At 48.3% G+C, this 21,248-nt stretch carries 11 protein-coding genes; 5 read left to right on the plus strand and 6 right to left on the minus strand.

Features of this window, described 5'->3' with window-relative positions; translation table 11 throughout:
* Positions 1–27: 27 nt before the first annotated feature.
* A complete protein-coding gene (locus F453_RS0105600; protein ID WP_025789868.1) occupies positions 28–867 on the plus strand; it encodes a CPBP family glutamic-type intramembrane protease in 840 nt (279 codons plus the stop codon).
* Positions 867–1,883, plus strand: a complete 1,017-nt coding sequence (locus tag F453_RS0105605; protein WP_018967139.1) for an alpha/beta hydrolase — start codon at positions 867–869, stop codon at positions 1,881–1,883. The genes F453_RS0105600 and F453_RS0105605 overlap by 1 nt, the downstream gene beginning before the upstream one ends.
* Positions 1,884–2,140: 257 nt before the next feature.
* On the opposite strand, the gene F453_RS0105610 is transcribed toward F453_RS0105605, so the two are convergent.
* From F453_RS0105610 to F453_RS0105625, 4 genes are all read right to left on the minus strand, one after another.
* A complete protein-coding gene (locus F453_RS0105610) occupies positions 2,141–3,337 on the minus strand; it encodes a BT_3987 domain-containing protein (RefSeq protein ID WP_018967140.1) in 1,197 nt (398 codons plus the stop codon).
* Between the two features lie 16 nt (positions 3,338–3,353).
* Complete coding sequence (locus F453_RS0105615) at positions 3,354–4,400, minus strand: glycoside hydrolase family 18 (protein WP_018967141.1); 1,047 nt, start codon at positions 4,398–4,400, stop codon at positions 3,354–3,356.
* Between the two features lie 138 nt (positions 4,401–4,538).
* Positions 4,539–6,098 carry a RagB/SusD family nutrient uptake outer membrane protein gene (locus F453_RS0105620; protein ID WP_018967142.1) on the minus strand — a complete coding sequence of 520 codons (1,560 nt, stop codon included), beginning with the start codon at positions 6,096–6,098 and terminating at the stop codon, positions 4,539–4,541.
* Positions 6,099–6,123: 25 nt separating this feature from the next.
* Positions 6,124–9,219, minus strand: a complete 3,096-nt coding sequence (locus tag F453_RS0105625) for a SusC/RagA family TonB-linked outer membrane protein (protein ID WP_018967143.1) — start codon at positions 9,217–9,219, stop codon at positions 6,124–6,126.
* Positions 9,220–10,079: 860 nt separating this feature from the next.
* On the opposite strand from F453_RS0105625, the gene F453_RS15835 reads away from it, so the two are divergent.
* On the plus strand, positions 10,080–10,244 hold the full coding sequence (locus F453_RS15835) for a hypothetical protein (RefSeq protein ID WP_169333981.1): 165 nt from the start codon (positions 10,080–10,082) through the stop codon (positions 10,242–10,244).
* Positions 10,245–10,893: 649 nt separating this feature from the next.
* On the opposite strand, the gene F453_RS0105635 is transcribed toward F453_RS15835, so the two are convergent.
* Both F453_RS0105635 and F453_RS0105645 read right to left on the minus strand, forming a co-directional pair.
* Positions 10,894–14,670 carry an endo-beta-N-acetylglucosaminidase gene (locus F453_RS0105635; RefSeq protein ID WP_026292475.1) on the minus strand — a complete coding sequence of 1,259 codons (3,777 nt, stop codon included), beginning with the start codon at positions 14,668–14,670 and terminating at the stop codon, positions 10,894–10,896.
* Between the two features lie 463 nt (positions 14,671–15,133).
* On the minus strand, positions 15,134–15,664 hold the full coding sequence (locus tag F453_RS0105645; RefSeq protein WP_018967146.1) for an RNA polymerase sigma-70 factor: 531 nt from the start codon (positions 15,662–15,664) through the stop codon (positions 15,134–15,136).
* A gap of 417 nt (positions 15,665–16,081) precedes the next feature.
* Here F453_RS0105645 and gpmA point away from each other — a divergent pair, with 417 nt between their 5' ends.
* Positions 16,082–16,771, plus strand: coding sequence for a 2,3-diphosphoglycerate-dependent phosphoglycerate mutase (gene gpmA, locus F453_RS0105650; protein WP_018967147.1), 690 nt, complete (start codon positions 16,082–16,084; stop codon positions 16,769–16,771).
* Between the two features lie 1,182 nt (positions 16,772–17,953).
* A complete protein-coding gene (locus F453_RS0105655) occupies positions 17,954–21,193 on the plus strand; it encodes a glycoside hydrolase family 2 TIM barrel-domain containing protein (RefSeq protein ID WP_018967148.1) in 3,240 nt (1,079 codons plus the stop codon).
* Positions 21,194–21,248 lie beyond the last annotated feature (55 nt).

The raw sequence follows: 21,248 nt of genomic DNA on the forward strand, positions 1-21,248 counted from the left end.
AAATAAAACCCTAAGAGAATCAACGACATGAATACAAAATCAAATACTTTCAGAAATGTAGCCATATTTAGTTTGGCAGCCATTTCTTGCGGATGGATAGGCGTTGGGTTAAACCAATTACTTGGCGAGCCTTCTAATTTAGAGTCACTTGGATCGTTGATTTTTATTGCTACTCCAATCGTTTGTATGCTTTTGCTTCGTCTTTTGGGTGGCGATGGTTGGAAAGATTTACCTTTAAAACCTCGTTTCATGCAAAACGCTCGCTGGTATATCTTTGCGATTGTAGTCTATCCCGTGGTTGTTGGCATAACGCTGTTTGTTGGCAAACTATTAGGTTGGGTAAATGCGAGCAAGTTTAATGTAGCTGCCTTTCTCCCTGTTTTCGTTGCTGCTTTCTTACCCGGTTTTATCAAAAACATCTTTGAAGAAACTGCTTTTCGAGGCTATCTCACTGTGAAAATGGAACAACTCACCAAAAACGAATGGGTGATTTACTTAGTGGTGGCATTCGTCTGTCAAGTATGGCACTTACCATACAACCTCGTATTCTTAGACGATGCTTACCAAACAATGTTCTTCCCTTATAGCAAAGAGTTGTTTGTTTTGGTGAGCTTTGTGGTTATTGGTGTTTGGACAATCATGTACACGGAGATTTTCTTCCTTTCGCGTTCACTCTTATTAGTAGTGTTGATGCATTCGATGAAAGACGCTCTTAATCCGCTCATTTCAGAAGGATACACTGTTATTTCAGTCGATAAAACTCTTTTAGTTTCTCCCCTTTTTGGCATTATTCCAACATTGATATACTTGGCAATAGGCTTATATTTAAGAAGAATACGCAAAAGTAAAGGGTGTATTTATGCATAATGAATAAATTTAATAAACCAAATATTAGCAATATGAATAAAAACAATGAAATGCCAGTAAATGCTGGCTGCTGGGATAAGATCTTCCCACAAAGCAATAAAGTTGAATATAAAAAGGTATCGTTCAAAAATCGCTATGGCATCAGCCTTGTTGGGGATTTGTATTTCCCGAAAAACAGCGAAGATAAGAAGCTCGCCGCCCTTGCCGTTTGCGGTGGGTTTGGAGCTGTAAAGGAACAAGCTTCGGGCTTTTACGCACAAACGATGGCCGAAAGAGGTTTCGTTACTTTGGCTTTTGATCCCTCTTATACGGGCGAAAGCGGTGGCGAACCCCGTAATGTAGCATCACCCGACATCAATACCGAAGACTTTTCGGCTGCTGTGGATTGCTTAGGGCTTCAACCTTTTGTGGATAGAGAGAGGATAGGCGTTATCGGAATCTGCGGTTGGGGTGGTTTTGCGCTTAACGCTACGGCTATAGACACGCGTATAAAGGCTGTTGTTACGATGGTAATGTATGATATGACGCGTGTATTTAGCAAAGGATATTTTGATGCCAACACACCCGAGATGCGGCTGGAAATGAAGCGTTCGCTTAATGCTATTCGTTGGACGGATGCAGAAACAGGAACCCCTACGCCAGGTTATGCGATGCCAGATACCCCTTCCGATAAGGTTCCTCAGTTCTTAAATGATTATATTGAGTTCTATAAAACACCACGAGGCTTCCACGAACGGTCGATTTCCAATCAGGTTTGGACAGCTACCACGCTGCTTTCATTCCTTAATTTCCCGATTCTGACGTACGCCAATGAAATCAATGTACCAACACTCATCGTTGCTGGGGAAAACGCCCATTCGCGATATATGAGTGAAGACGCCTACAAATGCATAGGGACTGACAACAAGGAGCTATTCATTGTACCCAATGCTAAGCATGTCGACTTCTACGATAACCAGAATGGAGTTGTTCCGTTTGATAAGCTAGAGGACTTTTTTAAGATGAATCTTCAATAAAACTAAGCCATAAGAAGGCACAAGTTTAAACCCCATTCCTAATATGTGTTGTAGGCGTTTCGTGCTCTGTGGTATAATTGACCAACGTTAATTATACATACCGATGGGCCTACAAAAAAGTGTGAGGGATGCGCTGAGATAGCGCACCCCTCATCATTATTGTGCTTGATCTAGAACCCGACTTAATCTTAGCCGATCGTTAGAATGGCCAAGCGAGTCCTTTTTCTTCATCTTAAGCAGGCCAGTTTGCCGTCTCGTTATTCGGGACAACGCACTGCATCAACAAAACTTGGTTCTTGTCCAGAGGGCCAAGAGAAGTAATGGGCATTGAAGCCGTTGCCCGTAAGGTCGGTAATAATCCACTTGTCGCCCTGCTTTTGTGCCTCGTTAAAGCGCCAGTAGGCCACAAGATCTTTCGAAGTGGGGTCTACCCAGCACACGTTATTCTTCAATTCGGCAGCCGTTCTAGCCGTTGCCCACACGCGTGCTTCACTTACCCAACCTTCCATACATCTGTCATCGCTAGCCGATTGACCAATGTAGAACAAGTCGTTCTGACCGTATGCCTTGGCAAGACTGATCGTTTTGCGACTATCAGTTGTTTCGGCTTGCAGCTCGCCATTGATATAGATGTACTTCTTGCCTGTTTCGCCGTTGTAAACGCAAGCCAAATGCACCCACTTATCATTGGGAAGAACGTCGCGCGAGTCCATGTGGTTGGGGTCGCCAAGCTGCAATTTCCATCCGTCAGCTGGTCCTCCAGCGGTTCGCAGGCAAAGATTCTCTTCCAATCCCATAACCGAATAGCACCACTTGCTACTGTTGGCGTTCATCTTTCTGAACCTAACGCGAGCCTCGAAAGTAACGCTCTTCATGGCATGGGTATCAAAACGGCCCGTATTGTTGCTGAAATCAGCATAGTAGAATCGCCATGGCGCATCCAAATCGGCAGCTTTTGTAACGATAACTTGGTTTACCACCACGTAGATGGTACGTGAAGCCTCGATAACGGGCATGTCTGTACCCTCTACGTTACTAATGCTTAGGGGCAAAAGGTAGGTAGTTCCGGGTTTCATTGCCTCTAGGCTAACGATGGTGAGCTGTGTTCCCTTATCCGAAATATGCTTGCCTGCCGCTATGGTCTGCGTGGTATTCTCCAGTTTATAAGCTTCTTGTGGCAGCAATACATAGTTTTTGTGATGCTCCTTGTTAAAGCTTTCCACCAGTTCGGGTGAGCTCTTCAGTGTCACGGTAATGTTTTCCGTGGCTAGTTCGCTAGCTGCCACGTTCACGCCCATACCCGAAGGCACATCGTCTACGGTGAGTGTGGTAGTCACTTCCTTACCTTGCGTGCCCATGATATAAAGTCCGTCGTAGCTCTTTATGCCATCTGCGCATGCGCCCAGCAGCAAAATAGCCAGCAGCGCGGGCAAGTTTCTCATTATTTTTTTCATTGTTGTGATTCCTTTCTTAGGGTTTTGTGGTCGCTACGGTATCGCGATGGGTTTGCATAATCTGTATGGCCTGACGCGTGTACTTGTAGTTGGGCCAGTTGTCGTAGTCGTTCTCCATGTGGTAAGTTCCGCATCCACCCTTTCGCGTGGCCTTCTTGCCATTATATTCGGGCAAGAAATGGGCCATACCCACGAGCGAAGGAACACGTGTCTTGCCGTTTTCCAACGTGTGAGGAACACCTCCCTTGGCTGCATTTCCGCCTTCGAAGGTTTCGGCGAAGATGTATTGTTCGGGCTTCCAACCACGTGCGGCAGCCCTGTTGAAACGACTTTGCAGGTTGGCATAGCTGCCACTGTTGTAGGCTTGCACAACTCCGTAGTTGAAATACTCGGCCAATTCGGGTTTCACGTCATAGGGAACGCCGTCGATGATCAACAAGTTAGACGTACCACTCTTAGGTCCTACGAACTCGCCAAGCTTCTTTACGAATATCTCCATGTTGTCGCGATAGTTGGGATACACGCTTGCAGGACCCACAAGCGGACCAGTGAAAGGTCCTCCAGCAGGATCTTGGTAGCCGGGTTCATAGTCTAGGTCGATACCTTGATAACCGTAGGTCTTCATAGTGTCAACCAATGCCATGGCATAACGCTCAATTCCTTCGCGCGTTACTTGGTCGTGGTTTTCTCCTTCCAAGAATTGTGCGGGAATTTTGTGAGCGAAGATGGTGAAGGTTACGCGTGTTCCCTTCACGTTTTGTACGTATTCCATGTCTTCGCGGTCGTATGTTCCGCTCCAAATGGAGATGATGTCAACGCTGTCGGGCACGCTTTTAAGCGAACCAATCATGTTGGGCGACTTGGTGTTCCAACCGCCGAACCACCCGAAGAACACTTCGTGGTCTGTTCGTTGCTTATACGCACGCAGGTCGGCATAATATTGCTCGCTCTTCTCTTCGGGCTTGATGATGTCCAAAGCCTCGATGCTGGTGTTGCACGAGGTTAGTGCCACAGCAGCCAGAGCTAGGGATAAAATCCCCCGGAATATGTTTGTTACGTTCATTTTTGTTCTTATTTCAGTTGACAAGTTAACGGGTTGACCATTTTGCAAGCCCGTTTCTCTTGTCTTTATATTAACATTGTCTTAACGAAAACGTCTTTTTTAATGCGTAAATGATAGCAGGCTATATGGTGTTCAGCATTATTTCTTGTCCCACCATAGGCGTGTACCGCCCGTATCTTCACCACCAAGCAGTTGCACGGCCTTTTCCACTTCCGCCTTGTTGCCATCATATTCGCTGGCGGGGAAGGGCAAACGGCGCACTTGTTCGTTGGTGTTCACCTTGCCATTGCTAAGGTTGTCTACCACGGGGAACAGTTTGGGATAACCCGTTCTGCGGAATTCGCTCCACGCTTCTTGACCCAAGGGATAGATAGCAATCCACTTTTGGGTGATGATACGTTCGAGTTTCTTCTCCTGCGTAGCGTTATCGTCCCATGCGGGTGTGATGTCTGATGGAGCTTCAGCCGCAGGACTGCCTCTCAAACCTGCGTAAGCGCTGGGCTTGGCGTTGCTAGATAGGTAGGCTTCAACATCCCCTGCAAGACCATATTGTTCTAACGACGAACTCACGCCTTTCTCGTAAAGCTCCTGTGGCGTACCACCCATGTTCCAACCAAACAATGCACCTTCGGCTCTGAGCAACCAAACTTCGGCAGCCGTCATCCATACGTAGGGCGTAGAGCGGGTTATTGTAGGCATCGATAGGTTTTCGTTGCCTTGAAAATTCTTACCGTTACGTAGTCCGTTGCGCAGTCCGCGATACACATCTCCTTTAGCTTTGGCAAAGAACTTGGGCAAACGTGGGTCGGCAAAGCCATTCAGATAAGCGTCCATTGAGGCGCCCATGCGGTCTTCGTTATAGCCTTCTGGACTGTAAATGTTGTAGAAGGGGTTGTTATAGGTGAACGAAAGCGCACCAACCGTTTGCATCACAGCATTGTCGGCATAGTCTTCCAACACGCCGTAGGAGTTGTTCACAGCCTCTTCGGCCAACTTTTGTGCGCCAGAATACACCGCGCGGCATCGCATAGCCAAACGCAGCTTAAGCGAATTGGCAAAACGAATCCACTTTTTGATGTCGCTTCCATATATAAGGTCAAACTTATCGAGAGGCTTGGCACCAGGATTAAGCTTGTCGAAGTTTGTCAAAACGCCGATGGCATGGTTCAACTCTGTGAAGAAACGCATGTAAACGGCTTCTTGCGAGTCGTAGGGCACGGGCGTTTGCAAACCGAAACGGGTGTAAGGAATAGGCCCATAGATATCGGTTGTTTTGTGCATGGCCTCCACCTTCACCACTTCGCCCATGGCAAAAAGCACGCTAGCCGAGTCGGTTTTGAGGCGAAGTTGATGCCAGTTGCTCATCAGCTTGGTGAAAGCCACCGAGAAGGGGCGGTTCTTCCAATGGTCGGGAAAGGCGTAGGTAGTACTGTTATATCCGCCTTCCCAGCTCTGCGTGCCAGCGTAATAGCCAGCAAACATGTTGCCCACGAGGTCTTCCGTTAGCTGAAAGTCGTTTTGGTCTTCGGGCACCACGTTGCGTTGCAAGGAGGTAAGGTAAGTTCCGTGTAGGTTGTCTTTTCCCAACTCGGATGCTTTAACCTTATCGGGGTCGTCGTTAAGACTCGAGTCTAGGCAGCCATATACGGGCGTGCATAGTGCGACAAGGGTCAAAAGCTTTATGATGTTCTTTTTCATTGTTGCTTATATTATATTGTGTGGGTTAGAAATTAACCTTCACGCCGAAGCCCATGCTTCGTTGGCTGGGAGGCATAAAATAGTCGAACCCTTGGTAATAGGTACCTGTGTTGGCGGTTAGTTCAGGGTCGAAGGGTGCGCGGTTGTAAATCATCAGCAGGTTGTGGCCTGTTAGCGAGAGATTTACTTTCAGCTTATTGGCAAACCAAGCTGTGGGTAGGTCGTACGAAATAGACATTTCGCGAAGCCTAACGTTGGTTGCGCTGTATGCGTAATGTGCCAAGAGGCCCGTTCGTCCGCCAGCTGCTACACCGTAATATTGTTCTGCATTGATCAGGCCATTGTTCACACGCACGCCACCGGCATCGCGAGCGTCGGCCGTTTGCTTAGAAACGCCGAATTGGTCCATCAGTGCCTGTGTGGCCGAAACCACCACTCCGCCTACGCGAGCGTCAAGCATAAAGCCCATTTCGATGCCTTTCCATGCGAAACTGTTGCGCAACGAGATGTTGTATCGTGGTGCGGCAGAACCCACTTTCACGTAATCGTTCTCGTCTTTCTGCACACCTCCGCTAGCCAAGATGTTGCCTTGGTAGTCTTGTTTCAGGTGCGAAGCGTAGATGTCAGACATCGTTCCACCCTTACGCAGTATCATTTTGTACGACTCGGCCGAAGATACCTCAAACTCTGTTGGTGCTTTCACCGTGGTGTTGGTGGTATGGTCGGTTACATATTCGGGCAACAGCTCCTTTATTTCGTTGCGGTTGAGCGAGTAGATAAGGTTTGCCGTCCAGTCAACAGGTCCCAATTTCTGGTTGTAAGTGGCGCTAAGCTCCACACCCCAGTTGTTCACCTTACCCGCGTTTTCGTAAGCATATTCGTATCCAGAGCTAGGTGGCAGCTTGTAACGGAATAGCTGGTTGTAGGTGTTACTGTTATAATAGGTGGCGGCGATGTTCAGTTTGTTGTCGAACAGACGCATGTCCATACCCAATTCGAAGGCCTTTGTCATCTCGGGCTTCAAGTGTTTAGCAGGCGTATGGGCTTCACTCTTGGGCGTACCGTTAGATAGTGCCACGGCGTCGCGTGTGAGATAGGGCGACGGGGGGTTACCCACTTGTGCGTAACTACCGCGTATTTTCCATAGCGAGAAAATGTTCTTGGGCAAGGGCAACACCTCGGTGAGCAGCACCGAAGCACCTACCGAGGGGTAGAACACGTGGTTGTTGTCGGTGCCTAGCAATGTCGAGAAGAAGTCGATACGACCCGTCGCGTCGGCAAAGAGGAAGTTGCGATAACCCACTTCAACCTTTGCATAGAACGATTGGGTTTGCGTATGCAGGTTGGCATGTGCCGTAGAGCTCTCGGTGGGCGACATGTTAGAGGGGTGGAAGAAGTTTGGCACGCGTGCCAAGTTGCCTTCGAAGGTTTTGCTTGTATATCGTTCGTCGAAATAGCTACCGCCGATGTTGGCCAAAAGGCGTATCTCGTCGTTGGCAAATTGCTTGTCGATGTTCACCAGGAAGTCGAGATAGGCAGACGAGTTCTTGTCGTCTTGCGTCATCCAGTTACCTGCAGGCTTTGAGAAAAGTCCGTCGGTAGAGGCATAGAGTTTGCGTTCGAAGTCGGTATAAGCGTTATCCATGCGCGCCCTACCCAATATGTTGAGCCAAGAGTTGATGTTCCAACGGGCCGAGAAGCTGGCGATGTAACGTTCGCGCTTGGTTTCGAACTTGTTTCGGTTAACAATCCAGAAGGGGTTTTGCATGCCCAAGCCCAAGTTTCCATAGGGCCAGTTCTGCGTTTTGAACCTGCGCACGCTGTTGTACATTTCGTACACGGCATAGCGGTTGATGTCGTCGCTGGGCGGGAAAAGGTAGGTAGGCACCAAGGGGTTGTAATACATACCTTGTCCAATGCCGTTTTTCGTGCCTTGCTTTACGTAAAGCAGACTGAAATCTAGCTGCAACACATCCTTAATCACGTCCCACGAGTTGCGGAAAGTGAAGTTGTAGCGGTTGTAACGGTTGTTGGGGATGATGCCGCCTGCGTTAACCGCACCCACCGAAATATGGGTTTGGCTGGCTTCGCTACCCGTAGACAATGCCACCGAGTTGGAAACGTTGAAGCCAGTGTTAAAGAAGTCGAGCGGATTGTAGTTCGACGGGCGCTCCAGCTTTTCACCCCAGCTGGCAAATTCGCCTTCTTTGCGACCGTAGGTGTTTTGGAACTGCGGTGTAACAAAGGGACGAGAGAAGGTGGTGCTGTTAGAGAACGACACCCGAGGACGACCCACCGTGCCCTTCTTGGTGGTGATAAGGATAACACCGTTGGCTCCGCGATTACCGTAAAGGGCTGCGGCCGATGCACCCGTTAGCACCGACATGCTTTCGATATCATCGGGGTTGATGTTCGAAATGCCGTCGCCGTCGGCCACTTCAACCGACTCGTAGAAGTTGTCGCTTTGCTTGGTGCGCAGGCCTTGCATAGGAATGCCGTCGAGAACATAAAGTGCGTTGTTCTCGCCAAACAGCGATTTGGTACCACGCATCACCACGCGCGAGGAGCCTCCCACGCCCGATGCGTTCTGATTGATGGTAACGCCCGCCACCTTACCAGCCAAGGCGTTCACGAAGTTGGCATCTCTAACGCGCGTCACTTCGCTTCCTTTCAGGTCTTGCACGTTGTAGGTAAGGGCCTTAGCTTCGCGTTTTATACCCAAAGCCGTAACCACCACCTCGTTCAATAGCTTCTTGTCTTCTTCCATAACGATAGTCATGGGGGCAACGGTGTTGGCCTTTAACGTTTGTGTGGCATAGCCCACATACGACACTTCGATGGTTTCGCCATCGCTAGCTTGCATCGAGAATTGTCCGTCGATGTTGGTGATTGTACCTCCCTTGCTGTCTTTGCTTCTTACGCTAACGCCAACGAGCGGTTCGCCATTGGCATCGGTCACTGTTCCCGTAATGGTTTTACGGGTTGTTTGTTGCAAAGATGTTGCGTTGGGATGCGTGTTGCTTGTTGTGGCCATTGCCCTAACTGCGGGCGAAAGGGCCAAACAAGCCACCAGTGCCACCCTGTTTGCCATGGGCAGCAATGTGTAACTGTGTTTTAGCATCTTTCTAGTAATTATTGTATTTTTATGTAGATAGTTGTTTTGTATTGTCTTTTAGCAGATTTCGGCTGCAAAGATATAACAATAATATGATACCAACAAACAAAAGGAAAATGCAGGAAAACAGACCAATTGACAACTTGTTGCCCGTATTTCACATATCGCTTGCAATCTGAAATGGCTTTTGAGGAAATACAGACAAGAGGACGAGGAAGGCGTAAAACGATAAGAAAAAAGACTAATTTGATATTGTTGGGGTAGGGATGGTGTGATGTGGGTTGGTGACAGGCCAATTCGTGCGACACTTTGGGAGAGTAAAACACATCATTGTTGCTAGTCTTTTGGGTGTAGCTCCATGCCAATAGCTTTATTGCAGCAGCTTTATTCGTGGCTTTCGTTGCGTCACCTACCGCATAACACTTTGGCCTTTAAGGGGTGAAGTCCATGCCAAAGCGTTTATTGCCACAGGTCTATTGCGGCTTGCGTTGCACAAACTACCGCGTAGCGGTTGGTGTAACAGCTGTAGAGTTGGAGTAAAAATACACTGACATTACGCCATCTACCGTGTAGTGGTTGGTGTGACTGATGCGAGTGCAGAGTAAAACAAGCACTGGCATTACGCCAACTACCGCGTAGCGGTTGATCTTTTGGAAGGGCAGGGTTGGGAGCTAGAGCGACCTACCCTGCCTAGGTTGCGTGGAGAGGAAACAAGGCCGTAGGTCTTGGTCTTTTTCCGTTTAATGCGCCTGTAGGTGAAGATTGTGCGCAATGTTTTCCTCGTCGTCCTATTATTATATATGTCATTTGATACCATAAGTCCCTCTAATGTGCTCAGCTTTGTTCACGAACACCCCGCCTCCTTTATGCAAGCAAACAAGAAGAACAACACCAAGACCTACGGCCTTGTGGGATTAGATGAACCGTTTAGACAGGGTAGGTCGCTCTCGCTCCCAACCCTGCCCTACCAACAGACCAACCGCTACGCGGTAGTTAGTGCAAAACAAGCCACAATAATCCTGTGGCTATAAATGCTTTGACATGGATTTCATCCCTTAAAGGCCAAAGTGTTATGTGGTAGTTAGTGCAAAACAAGCCGCAATAACCATGTGGCTATGAATGCTTTGACATAGACTTCACCCCTTAAAGGCCAAAGTGTTACGCGGTAGTTAGTGCAATGTTACTTTCGCCTTTTCCCTCTTTCACCCTTAAAGGCGGAGCCGTCTTTTCATTTTTTCCCTCTTTCACCTTTTCATCCTTTCACTTTTCACCTCTAGTTAAAAGGCCAACCGCTATGCGGTTGATGGCAAAACGTCAAGCTGTTTATTTAATTTGGCAATCAGGTGGTTAATCTATTCTATTATGCTTTATCAACTTCTGCATTGTTCCGGATAAGTTGGAAGGAGGTTCCGGATAAGTTGGAATGATGTTCCGGATGATATGGAACAACGTTCCAGCTTATCTGGAACAGAACTACCACAAAAATGTAGTTCGACAGGAGACAAAATGAGGTGGGCGAAAAGGTAATAAAACCCTAGTTATTGGATGGCCAAACAAAGGCTAAGAGATGGGTACTTGACGAGCGAACGCTTTACCATGATAACGCAAAAAGCCCGATGCCGAGCATTGTGCTACGGCATCGGGCGGATGCAAAGCTTATGGGGTAACCCCCGAAAGTTGTTATTCTTTCACCACTTTCACAGCCTTATATTGTTTTCCGTTCTTAAGAACGCGAACGATATAAAGACCCTTTGCGCCAGTGATAGCCACGTTAACAACGTCGCCTGCATTAACAGTAGCCTTGGTGTTTTGCATCACGGCACCATTAACGGTGGTTACCTGTATGGCATACACACCACCCTCGGCAAAGCGTAGGTTAACACTCTCAACGAATGGGTTAGGATATACAGCGAAATCGGCTGCTTCCTTAACGCCATTGATGCTGTTCGTTACGTTCGTAACCTCAACAATCTCGGCCACGGTCTTAGTGTCTTCACCCCAAAGGTTGGTTAGTTTGAGCGTAGCACCATACTTTCCGGCAGCTGCGTAAGTAACGGTTGCCATGTCGCCCTTATCAATAACCTTTGCGCCATCAAGTTTCCAAGCGGCTTCGGCCTTCACTTCGAGCGTTCCAGGGATACCAGGATAACCCAATACGTTATTGTTGTCTTCGCGCGTATCATAGTAAGCGTTGTCGGTTTTCTCGCCACCGCTCTGTGCGATAGCCACTACGTCGCCCTTGTATTGTTCGCCGGCATTACCCCAGTTGGCGTATTTGCCATCGGCAGTTTTCTCTTCAAAGGTGTAGTATCCACGTAAGCCTTGAGGTGCTTTACCCTTTTCGTAACCGTTCATACATTGCTTCACCTCGTCGGCCGACAAGACTTTGTTCCAAACTTGCACTTCGTCGATAACGCCATTAAAGCCTGCCTTGTACACGTTACCACCTCCGATGAAGATGTCGGCTTTGTCGAAGCGCTTCACGCGACCATCGTCTGTCATGTCTTCACGACGCTTAGAGTTGGGGAAGAAGGCATTAGCCACTTCTTTACCATTGAAGTACATGCGCTGTGTACCACCTTCTTGGGTAATAACAACGTGAGTCCATACGCCAGGAACAACCTGATAACCCTTAGACATCATGTTTTCTTTGGGGCTATCGTGTTCAGTCCATCCCATGGTATTGAACGAAATCTCGTTGGCTTGATGGTTTTTCCACTCAGGACGGATAGTAACCCAGAGGTCGCCCCAGTTGTTATGAGGCCAGCTATCCTTAATGGTGTTCTTGTTAATGAGGTTGGTTCCCTGCTTGTCGTGTCTGAAACCGTCGGCCTTAAACCAAAGTGCGTACGAGTAGGTTGTACCTTCTTGCAATTCGGCGGGCATGCGGAACATATTGGGGTCGGTAATAATCAAACCTCTTGAAACCTTTCCATTGCCATTTCTTCCTGTGTAGCTGTACTTCACTTCTTCGCCCATCTGCACCTGTTGCTTGCTAGCCGTTACGGTTTCGATGTGAGGCACGGCGCCAGTGCTTACCGGTGAGATCTGGATAAAGCCTCTATTGATGTGCTCTTTACCGTCGCTGTCTACCATTTTAAGGTCGTACACACCGATTTCGTCGATCTTCACGTTGCAGCTAGTGGTGTTTTCAGCGCTAAACACTGTGCGGTTGTCACTAGGACGAATAATTTCCCACTTCTGTGCAGGCTGTTCAATAAGGTCTTCGAGGCTTAGCACGAAGTCTTCACCTGGCTTAATAACGCTCTTATTCAGTTTAGCGGTGTGCAAAGGTTGGTTATAAGGCACGTCGATCCATTCACCCCATGCGATGTCCGAGTGGTGAACGCCATCAGGCGACACAGCCCTTACACCCATTCTAATCGTGCGATTGTTCATATCCGACGATACAGGAGCATCTACCACGTATGCAGCCCACGATGTGGTAGCCGTAAGCAGTTGCTCTTTTCCGTTTTTCGGTTGTACGTATATTTCGTAATACCAAGTGTCAACATCGTCGTTGTAGGTCTTGTTTTTGCCTGTTCCGTCGTCGCTGTAATAGCGCATCTTAACGTCGAAGGCGTTATAACGTCCCCTAAGTATTTCTACTTCGGCCACGTTAGGCGTCTTGGTGTTGAAGGTTTGGTTAGGATTGCGCAGCGCCATTTCGCCTACCAGCATCTTATAGTTGGCTGGCGTGTTCTCGAATTTCAAGCCAATCATGGCCACGGTAGCGTCTTTGGTCAGTCCAAGTTCAGACATCTTGGCCGTATAGGTAACCCATTGGCCAGCCTTACCTGCATTTGGAATGTTCACTTCCTTGTATTTACCGGTTTCGCCTTTCAGCGCAACGAAAAGCTTAGCGTGCGTTTCGGCAGCTTCGGGCATCTTATAGGTGATGCTCAAGGTATAGTCGGCCTTTACGTCGAGCATGGTTTTGAAGAGCTTAACGCGCGAAGAGGTCGTCTTTCCTTGTAGGCTAAGGCATGAGCCACCAAAGTAAGCGTCGTCGAAAGTTAGTTCGGCCTTAATCAACGAAGCATACGATGATGCGTCTACCCTATCTTCTTCGTTGGTAATCCACCAACGCCAAGTGGGCATAATGTCTTGTGTGTTGATGTTGTGCCACTTGTGATCGAAGGTAACTTCACCTGCATTGCGGAACTTCAAACCGTTACCGAGGTTGAAACGCGACACAAAAGGCACCGTAGTAATGGTACTCTTGGCCGTTAGCAACGATGCTAAACCATGGAAACTTTGCAGAGAAGCGTTCGACAGGTTACAGTTATCGTTGAATTGAGGACGATAGGCGGGGTTGCGATATCCACCGCTAAAGCATAGCTCTTGCTTCAAAAGGTAAGCCTTCTGGATAGCGATGTCCGACGTTCCGTCATCTGTTGCGCTCTGGTGCAGCAAGTTTTGGCTGTGCGCTCCCCAAAAACCAACCGACGTTTTTGTTTGAGAAAGGCCACGCCAAGTTTGTTGTCCGCCTGCCAATCTCAATGCACGGCCTTGGATATCAAAGCCTGCATAGAGGTCGTAACTGCTTCTTTTCTCTCTTTCGGCTCTGCGAACAGAGCTTTCAAGCAGGCCTTTGCTCCATCCGTAGTTAAAGAAGAGCATATCGGTTACAGGTCTATCGCCCGTGCCGAATATCTTGATGTTGTGGTCACCAAGACCTGCATCGTGCACCATAGAACCTGAAGAGCTCATGAAATCATACCAATACACTTGGAAATCCCAGCCTTGCTTCTTGCCTTCTTCATGACATTCGGCGAAGAAATTGATGAGGCGGTTCATCGAAGTGGGGTCTGAAACGAATTCAGAGTTAATGCCAATGCCGTTCACACCATAGTATTTCATGTACTGAACCAACTTGGCGGCGTGCTTATACTTACCTTGGCTATTGGCTTCGGTAAGTCTCTTCAATGTCATTTCGTGAGTTCCCGTACCCCACATCAAGTTGATACGTGCCGACCAAGGTATGGACATAAGTGTTCCTACCTTAACGCCGTTCTTCGCAGCCACGTCTGCCAGACCCGCAGAACACCTAATCCAAGGTGCGGTCCAGTTGCCATGGATGTCCAAATAGCTCCAAAGGCTGAAGTTATCTCCCTCGAAACAGTAGCGGGGAAGTGCTTTCCACTTGCTCGTTGGATCGTCGAGCGGAGTCCAAAGACACATTTTGCGGTTGCGGTCAACATTTGCATCCACGATGTAATCTCCCTCACCCTCGCCGATACGCTTTTTAGGCTTAACGCGCGAGATGAAGAATTCGTCGTCGATACGTGATGCATTGGCGATGGTTTTTCCTGGTTCCCAACTCATGAACGAGTTAATCCAGCCTGTTTCATCGGTCGTTGCAATGTCCAACGGATGCGTAGGCGTTCGCTGTGCTTGCGCTGTCAGGGCTACTGCCGAGAGCGCTAAGGCCATCAATGTAGATCTCCTTTTCATTGTTTATAGTTTTATAAGTGTTATGTTTGGGGCTGTGCCCAAGTTAATATGGTTGCTTTAGGTTTCACGTTTATGGTCGTACGTTCGTCTTGTGGGCTTTGCTGCGCTTGCCATTTAGGCCTGAATGCAATTCGAAGCCCATGCACAAGCCCTTCGTCCCCTGATGTTGCATCAGGCGCATAAGCGCTTTTCACCCGTTTACAAGCCTTTTGATATCGGCTCCAGACATGGCAACGAGCGTTTGGCCATGACTGTTTTGCCACGGCTTTATAGCAGATGCTACGACCACAAAAGTGTTTCTGGTTCTCATTGTTTGGGTTTTATTTCTCATGTCGTATAGCGGTCGCTGTCGACGAAGGCTGTCATGAGGTTAAATGTTTTTGTAATCGGGTTTTTAAGTTATATGTAGCTCGGGAGGCGAAGCCTACCCGCTGATGTTATCGTGGCATGTTGTTGCGACCTTTCAGTCGCTGTTAATATCGGCCAATTGCAGTTTTGCGCGCAGTTGTTTCAGGGCGTTGTAGATGTGTGCGTCTACCGTTCGCACCGAAATGTTCATGGTCTGGGCAATCTCCTTGTTCTTCATGTCGTGAAGATAGCTAAGGGTAAACGCCTCGCGACCTTTGGGCGGAAGCTGCTCGATGGCCGTTTCCAGCTTGTGTCTAAGTTCTTTGCAGGCCATGTTAAAGGCCACATCGCATGCATCGGGCGAAAGTAGTGCCGTTCGTTGGTTCTCCATCTCGGTGGCGGCAGTGGAATACTTGCGCACCACACCACGATGTTTGAGCACGTTGAGGGCCTGCGTGTAGACGCTGCGGAACATAAAAGCGCGCACGTGAGCAGCGGTATTGATGTCCGTTCGCCTGTTCCACAGTTCCAAAAACGCCACTTGCAGCACGTCATCCACGTCGGCATCGCCCAGCAACCTTGTGGCATAGCGCCCCAGTTGTGGGTATAATTCGCGAAAATAGGCACGGAACTCTTTCTCAGTCATGCTTTAGATGGATGCGGTTGAACTACATTATTCTCGACGCTTTTCGCCCATCGTTTGTGCCGCCGTTTGTGTAACGGCACGAGCTTTTTGGCGTCGTGCGATTAGTTTTGTGCAAATATACGCATTTTTTAACTAACAAAGGCCTTTTTCGAGAAGAATTTTTTAAATATGCAAGATTTATGATGGGGTTGTGTATCAATTTTATATCTGTGGTTGTAGCACAACGAAAGGGCATCAAACACCATTTTTCCAATGGGCAGCGTAATATTTGCTTGCCACCCATTTCACATTATTAGCCGTTTTAACTATTTTTCACTTCACCCCCATTTATAAGTATTGCCTAAGCGGGCGATAATATATAATTTTGCAGTTGGTAAGCTTACACATTATTTATATATATAATACACAACACTTCGTATGAAAAAACTAGTGATTATTCGCCATGGCGAAAGCGAGTGGAACCAAAAGAACCTGTTCACGGGTTGGGTAGACGTGGAACTTTCCGACAAGGGAAAGGCAGAAGCTAAACGTGCTGGCCAGCTGATGAAAGAGGCTGGACTTGACTTCGACGTTTGCTATACCTCGTATCTTAAACGTGCCATCAACACGCAGCAGATTGCTTTGAAGGAGATGGAACGCGAGTGGTTGCCCGTTATTAAGTCGTGGAGGCTGAACGAACGCCACTATGGCGCCCTCTCGGGACTTAACAAGAAAGAGACCGCCGAGAAGTATGGCGACGAGCAGGTGCACATCTGGCGCAGAAGCTTCGACGTGCGTCCGCCCATGATGGAAGACAATAATCCCTACTCGGCACGCAAAAATCCCGCTTATCGCGATGTGCCCGTAGAAGACGTTCCCATGTGCGAAAGCCTTAAAGACACCATCGCACGTACCGTGCCTTACTTCGAAAACGAGATCAAACCCCTTGTGATGGAAGGTAAGCGCGTGTTTATCGCTGCCCACGGCAACTCACTGCGTTCGCTCATCAAGTATTTCGAGAACATCTCCGACGAAGAAATCATCAACGTGGAGATTCCCACAGGTACACCCTTGGTTTACGAATTTGACGATGATTTCAAGGTAATCAACAAGTATTACCTGAAATAATCGCATTTCGGTATAAGGTATATATTATGCTTAAGGGGGATTGGCAAGTCTTTCGCAGACTGCCGATCCCCCTTGCTTTTTTGCCTTACACCTATTTATATATAGGAGTTCGGGATAAAAGACCATGCGTTTTGAGCAAGATTAGATAAAAAAACGAATGGCTATATCACCGCCTACCGCGTAGGGGTAACTGACATAACGAATTTCTCTTATCCCGAACTTACCGCTTCTTTCATAAGAGCTCGGCATAAGATACGATGCCTGTTGAACACGGTTAGCGGACAAACCAATGTCCATCTCATTAACTACCGCGTAGCGGTTGGTCCGTTGGTAGGGCAGGGTTGCGAACGAAGTGAGCTACCCTGCCTAGCGGATGGAATAACAAAACAAGGCCGTAGGTCTTGGTCTTTTTACATGTGCCGCACCTGTTGTCTACTCGATTGACGGACATATGGAGGAAAAGGCTATTGATGGAGGGCATTGTTTTATCCATTGGTTTCGCCAAACAGATAGTTCAAACGTATAACACCTTATCCCGCCCTTGCATTATCGGGCATCGTGATGTTGGCTTTACAAATTTCATTTTATAAGTTTTAAGGGGCCAAAAGTGTTGATATAAGTTAATTGTTCGCGGTTTTCGAAAAATAATATCTGTAATGTTTGCAAATTAAGATATAAATTAATAACTTTGCAATGTGTTTTTCATGGTATTAGATTTAAGGTTAACAAAAGGTTGGGATTCAGCGGAATCCCTTTTTTTATGCCCGTAAGTCTGATGCCATAATTAAAGTCCTTGAGGCCATTATGTCGTCCCACCGCCCACGCCTATATATTTATAATGTGTGTAAGGCGCATTGTTCACAACCTTGCATGTACAAGATAAGGTAGCGCCAATTACATCCTAGCGGCTGGTTAGCACGTTGCGCCTTGTGTGTGTATGGGTTCTTACGAGTTGTGTCTTATCCCGAACTCGCGTATTATATATGTCATCCGATGGCATTGCCCCATCCAATATGTCGCGCTTTGTTGGCTTTACGCATGCGTGTTTTCTTGTTTCGCACAATCTTTTCACCTTTCCCCTTTTCCGCCCTTTCAGCTTCCCCTTCCCGCCTTTTCCCCTTTTATCCCTAAAAATATTGTATCTTTGCAAAACAAAACAACCTAACAACAACCCTTCACAACATGAAGAAAATATTATTTTGGGTGGCATTGGCTGCCCTTGGCTTGCAAACACAAGCCCACGCAGGGGTGCAAAGTAAGCCGAAACGTTCTGTAACAAAGGGCAAGATAAAACCCATAATGAAGTCTCCAGAAGGTCCTGGAAACATGATGACTGGGCCAACGTTTACCGAATGGCACGACTTGCAGGTGAACACCCTTAACCGTATGCCCATGCATACCAACTTCTTCCCCTTTAAAAACTATGAAGAGGCGAAGATGGGCGACCCTAAACGCTCGGAAAACTACCTGTCGCTGCATGGCGATTGGAAATTTAATTGGGTGGAAAATGCCGACCAACGTCCCACCCGCTTTTACGAAACGAACTTCAACGATGCTGCTTGGGGCACCATGCCTGTGCCTGGTATCTGGGAATTGAACGGCTATGGCGACCCCGTTTACCTAAATGTGGGCTTCGCTTGGCGTGGACATTTCAAGGACAATCCACCTCAAGTGCCGGTGAAAGACAACCATGTGGGAAGCTATCGACGCACCATCACGCTGCCCGACGCATGGCAGGGCAAGCAGGTTATCGCCCATTTCGGCTCGGTAACGTCTAACATCTACCTTTGGGTTAACGGTCATTTCGTGGGCTATTCCGAAGATAGTAAGGTGGCGCCAGAGTTCGATCTCACGCCATATTTAAAGAAAGGGGAGAACCTTATCGCCTTCCAATGTTTCCGTTGGTGCGATGGGTCGTACTGCGAAGACCAAGATTTCTGGCGCCTTTCGGGTGTGGCACGCGACACATATCTATATGCGCGCGATAAGAAAGCTTATCTAGAAGACCTCCGCATCACGCCCGACCTCACCGACAACTACGCCAATGGCACATTAACTATTGATGCGAAGACGCAAAAGGGTGTTGTGCTAAATCACGAACTACTGGATGCCGAGGGCAACCTTGTAACCAGTATGAAGGCGACCAACGGCAAAGTGCAGTTGAAAGTGCCCAATGTGAAGAAGTGGACAGCCGAAACACCCTACCTTTATACGTTGAGAACAACCGTTGTAGACATGCGCGTGAGAAAGACTAATGCACCTAAGAAGATGGATACGGATGCATACGTGGCCGTAACCAACCAAAAAGTGGGCTTCAGAAAGGTTGAGATACGCAACGCGCAGCTGCTGGTTAACGGGCAGCCGGTGCTTATCAAGGGTGCCAACCGCCACGAGATAGACCCCGATGGCGGATATGTGGTGAGCCGCGAACGCATGATTCAGGATATCCGCATCATGAAACAGCTGAACATCAACGCTGTGCGCACCTGCCATTATCCCGACGATCCGATGTGGTACGACCTGTGCGACGAATACGGAATTTATGTTGTGGCCGAGGCAAACCAAGAGTCGCACGGCTTCCATTATGGCGACGAGGCTCCCGCGAAGAAACCTATGTTTGCCTTGCAGATATTGCAACGCAACCAAAACAACGTGCAAACCTACTTCAACCACCCCTCTATCATCACTTGGAGCTTGGGTAACGAAACGGCCGATGGGCCTAACTTCGCCGCTGCATACAAGTGGATTAAGGGCTACGACCCAAGTAGGCCCGTGCAATGGGAACGTGGTGGCGAAGATAGTCCTAGCACCGACATCGCCTGTCCCATGTATCGCACCCACCAATGGTGCGAAGAATATGCTCGCAATAACAGCAATCCGCGCCCGCTGATACAATGCGAATACAACCACACGATGGGTAACAGCTCTGGCGGATTTAAAGAATACTGGGACTTGGTGCGCAAATATCCCAAGTTTCAAGGTGGCTTTATCTGGGACTTTGTTGACCAAGGACTTCGCGCAAAGGATAAAAATGGTGTGGAGATATATAAATATGGTGGCGACTACAACGACTACGACCCATCCGACAACAACTTTAACTGTAACGGTATTATCAGTCCCGACCGCGTGCCTAACCCTCATGCCTACGAGATTGCTTACTGGCATCAGAACATTTGGGCCGAACCCGTTGACCTGAAAGCAGGAAAGATAAGCGTGTATAACGAGAATTTCTTCCGCAACTTGGATAACTACAAGTTGGTTTGGACGGTGCTTAAAAACGGTAAGGCCGTACAAACGGGCGAGGTGGAGCAGCTAGACGTTGAGCCACAACAACGCCGAGAGCTAACATTACCTATCAAGATGGAGGACCTTTGCCCGCATGCCGAATTGATGCTGAATGTAGACTTCGTGCTGAAAACGGCCGAACCGCTGCTCGATGCTGGCTCGCGCGTGGCTTACAATCAGTTTGAGATGCAGCAAGGTGCTTGTTTCCGCAAGGCGCCTAAGGCACCCGCGGTTGACAAAGACACACGTCTGAGCCTTCGTGATAAGTCGAGCGAGAGCCAAATCGTGGTGTCTAACAAGCGCTTCACGGTGGCTTTCGACCGCGCTTCGGGTCTTCTTGCCACGTACGATGTAGATGGTAAGGCGCTGTTGGGTCAGGGCGGAACGCTCAAACCCAACTTCTGGCGCGCCGTAACGGATAACGACATGGGTGCAGGCGTGCAAAAAAGCAATCGCATTTGGCGCGAGCCCAAGTTGCAACTTGTGACGATCAACACCATGTTCGATAAGAAAAACAACAAGGCGGATGTGCATGCAGAGTATGATATGCCTGAAGTGGGTGCGCAACTGACGCTCACTTACAGCATTATGGCCGATGGTTCGATGCGCATTACCCAGCAGATGACGCCTAAAACAGCCAACGAACAGCCATTCCTGCTTCGTTACGGCATGGTGATGCAGTTGCCTTACGACATGCAAGTGAGCGAATTTTACGGTCGCGGTCCTATCGAAAACTACGCCGACCGCAAGCTGTCGCAAAACGTGGGCATCTACAAACAAACGGCCGACGAGCAATTTTATCCATACATTCGTCCGCAAGAGACGGGTACGAAGAGCGACATACGCTGGTGGAAGCAAACCAACGACAACGGCTTTGGCTTCCGTATCGTGTCGCCCGAACTGTTCTCGGCTAGCGCATTGCACTATTCCATCGCCGACTTAGACGAGGGATTGGAGAAGGCGCAACGCCATTCGCCACAGGTTCCGAAATCAAAATACACCGAACTTTGCATCGATTTGGGTCAGACGGGTGTAGGTGGTGTCAACAGTTGGAGCAAAGAAGCCATCGCGCTTCCATCTTATCGCCTGCCTTATAAGCAGTACACGTTTACGTTTATGCTTGTTCCGCAGAAGTAATTAAGCGCGAGTTCGGGATAAGAGCAATTTGTTATGCCGGCTACCCCATGTAGCA

This window comes from Hoylesella loescheii DSM 19665 = JCM 12249 = ATCC 15930, from assembly GCF_000378085.1.
Taxonomy (GTDB): domain Bacteria; phylum Bacteroidota; class Bacteroidia; order Bacteroidales; family Bacteroidaceae; genus Prevotella; species Prevotella loescheii.

Bases quoted from the DNA above. Each gene is read 5' to 3' on its own strand.
- F453_RS0105625 (WP_018967143.1), bottom strand. From the start codon at position 9,219: ATGCTAAAACACAGTTACACATTGCTGCCCATGGCAAACAGGGTGGCA.
- F453_RS0105645 (WP_018967146.1), bottom strand. From the start codon at position 15,664: ATGACTGAGAAAGAGTTCCGTGCCTATTTTCGCGAATTATACCCACAA.
- F453_RS0105655 (WP_018967148.1), top strand. From the start codon at position 17,954: ATGAAGAAAATATTATTTTGGGTGGCATTGGCTGCCCTTGGCTTGCAA.
- F453_RS15835 (WP_169333981.1), top strand. From the start codon at position 10,080: ATGCAAGCAAACAAGAAGAACAACACCAAGACCTACGGCCTTGTGGGA.
- F453_RS0105635 (WP_026292475.1), bottom strand. From the start codon at position 14,670: ATGAAAAGGAGATCTACATTGATGGCCTTAGCGCTCTCGGCAGTAGCC.
- F453_RS0105615 (WP_018967141.1), bottom strand. From the start codon at position 4,400: ATGAACGTAACAAACATATTCCGGGGGATTTTATCCCTAGCTCTGGCT.
- F453_RS0105600 (WP_025789868.1), top strand. From the start codon at position 28: ATGAATACAAAATCAAATACTTTCAGAAATGTAGCCATATTTAGTTTG.
- F453_RS0105610 (WP_018967140.1), bottom strand. From the start codon at position 3,337: ATGAAAAAAATAATGAGAAACTTGCCCGCGCTGCTGGCTATTTTGCTG.
- F453_RS0105605 (WP_018967139.1), top strand. From the start codon at position 867: ATGAATAAATTTAATAAACCAAATATTAGCAATATGAATAAAAACAAT.
- gpmA (WP_018967147.1), top strand. From the start codon at position 16,082: ATGAAAAAACTAGTGATTATTCGCCATGGCGAAAGCGAGTGGAACCAA.
- F453_RS0105620 (WP_018967142.1), bottom strand. From the start codon at position 6,098: ATGAAAAAGAACATCATAAAGCTTTTGACCCTTGTCGCACTATGCACG.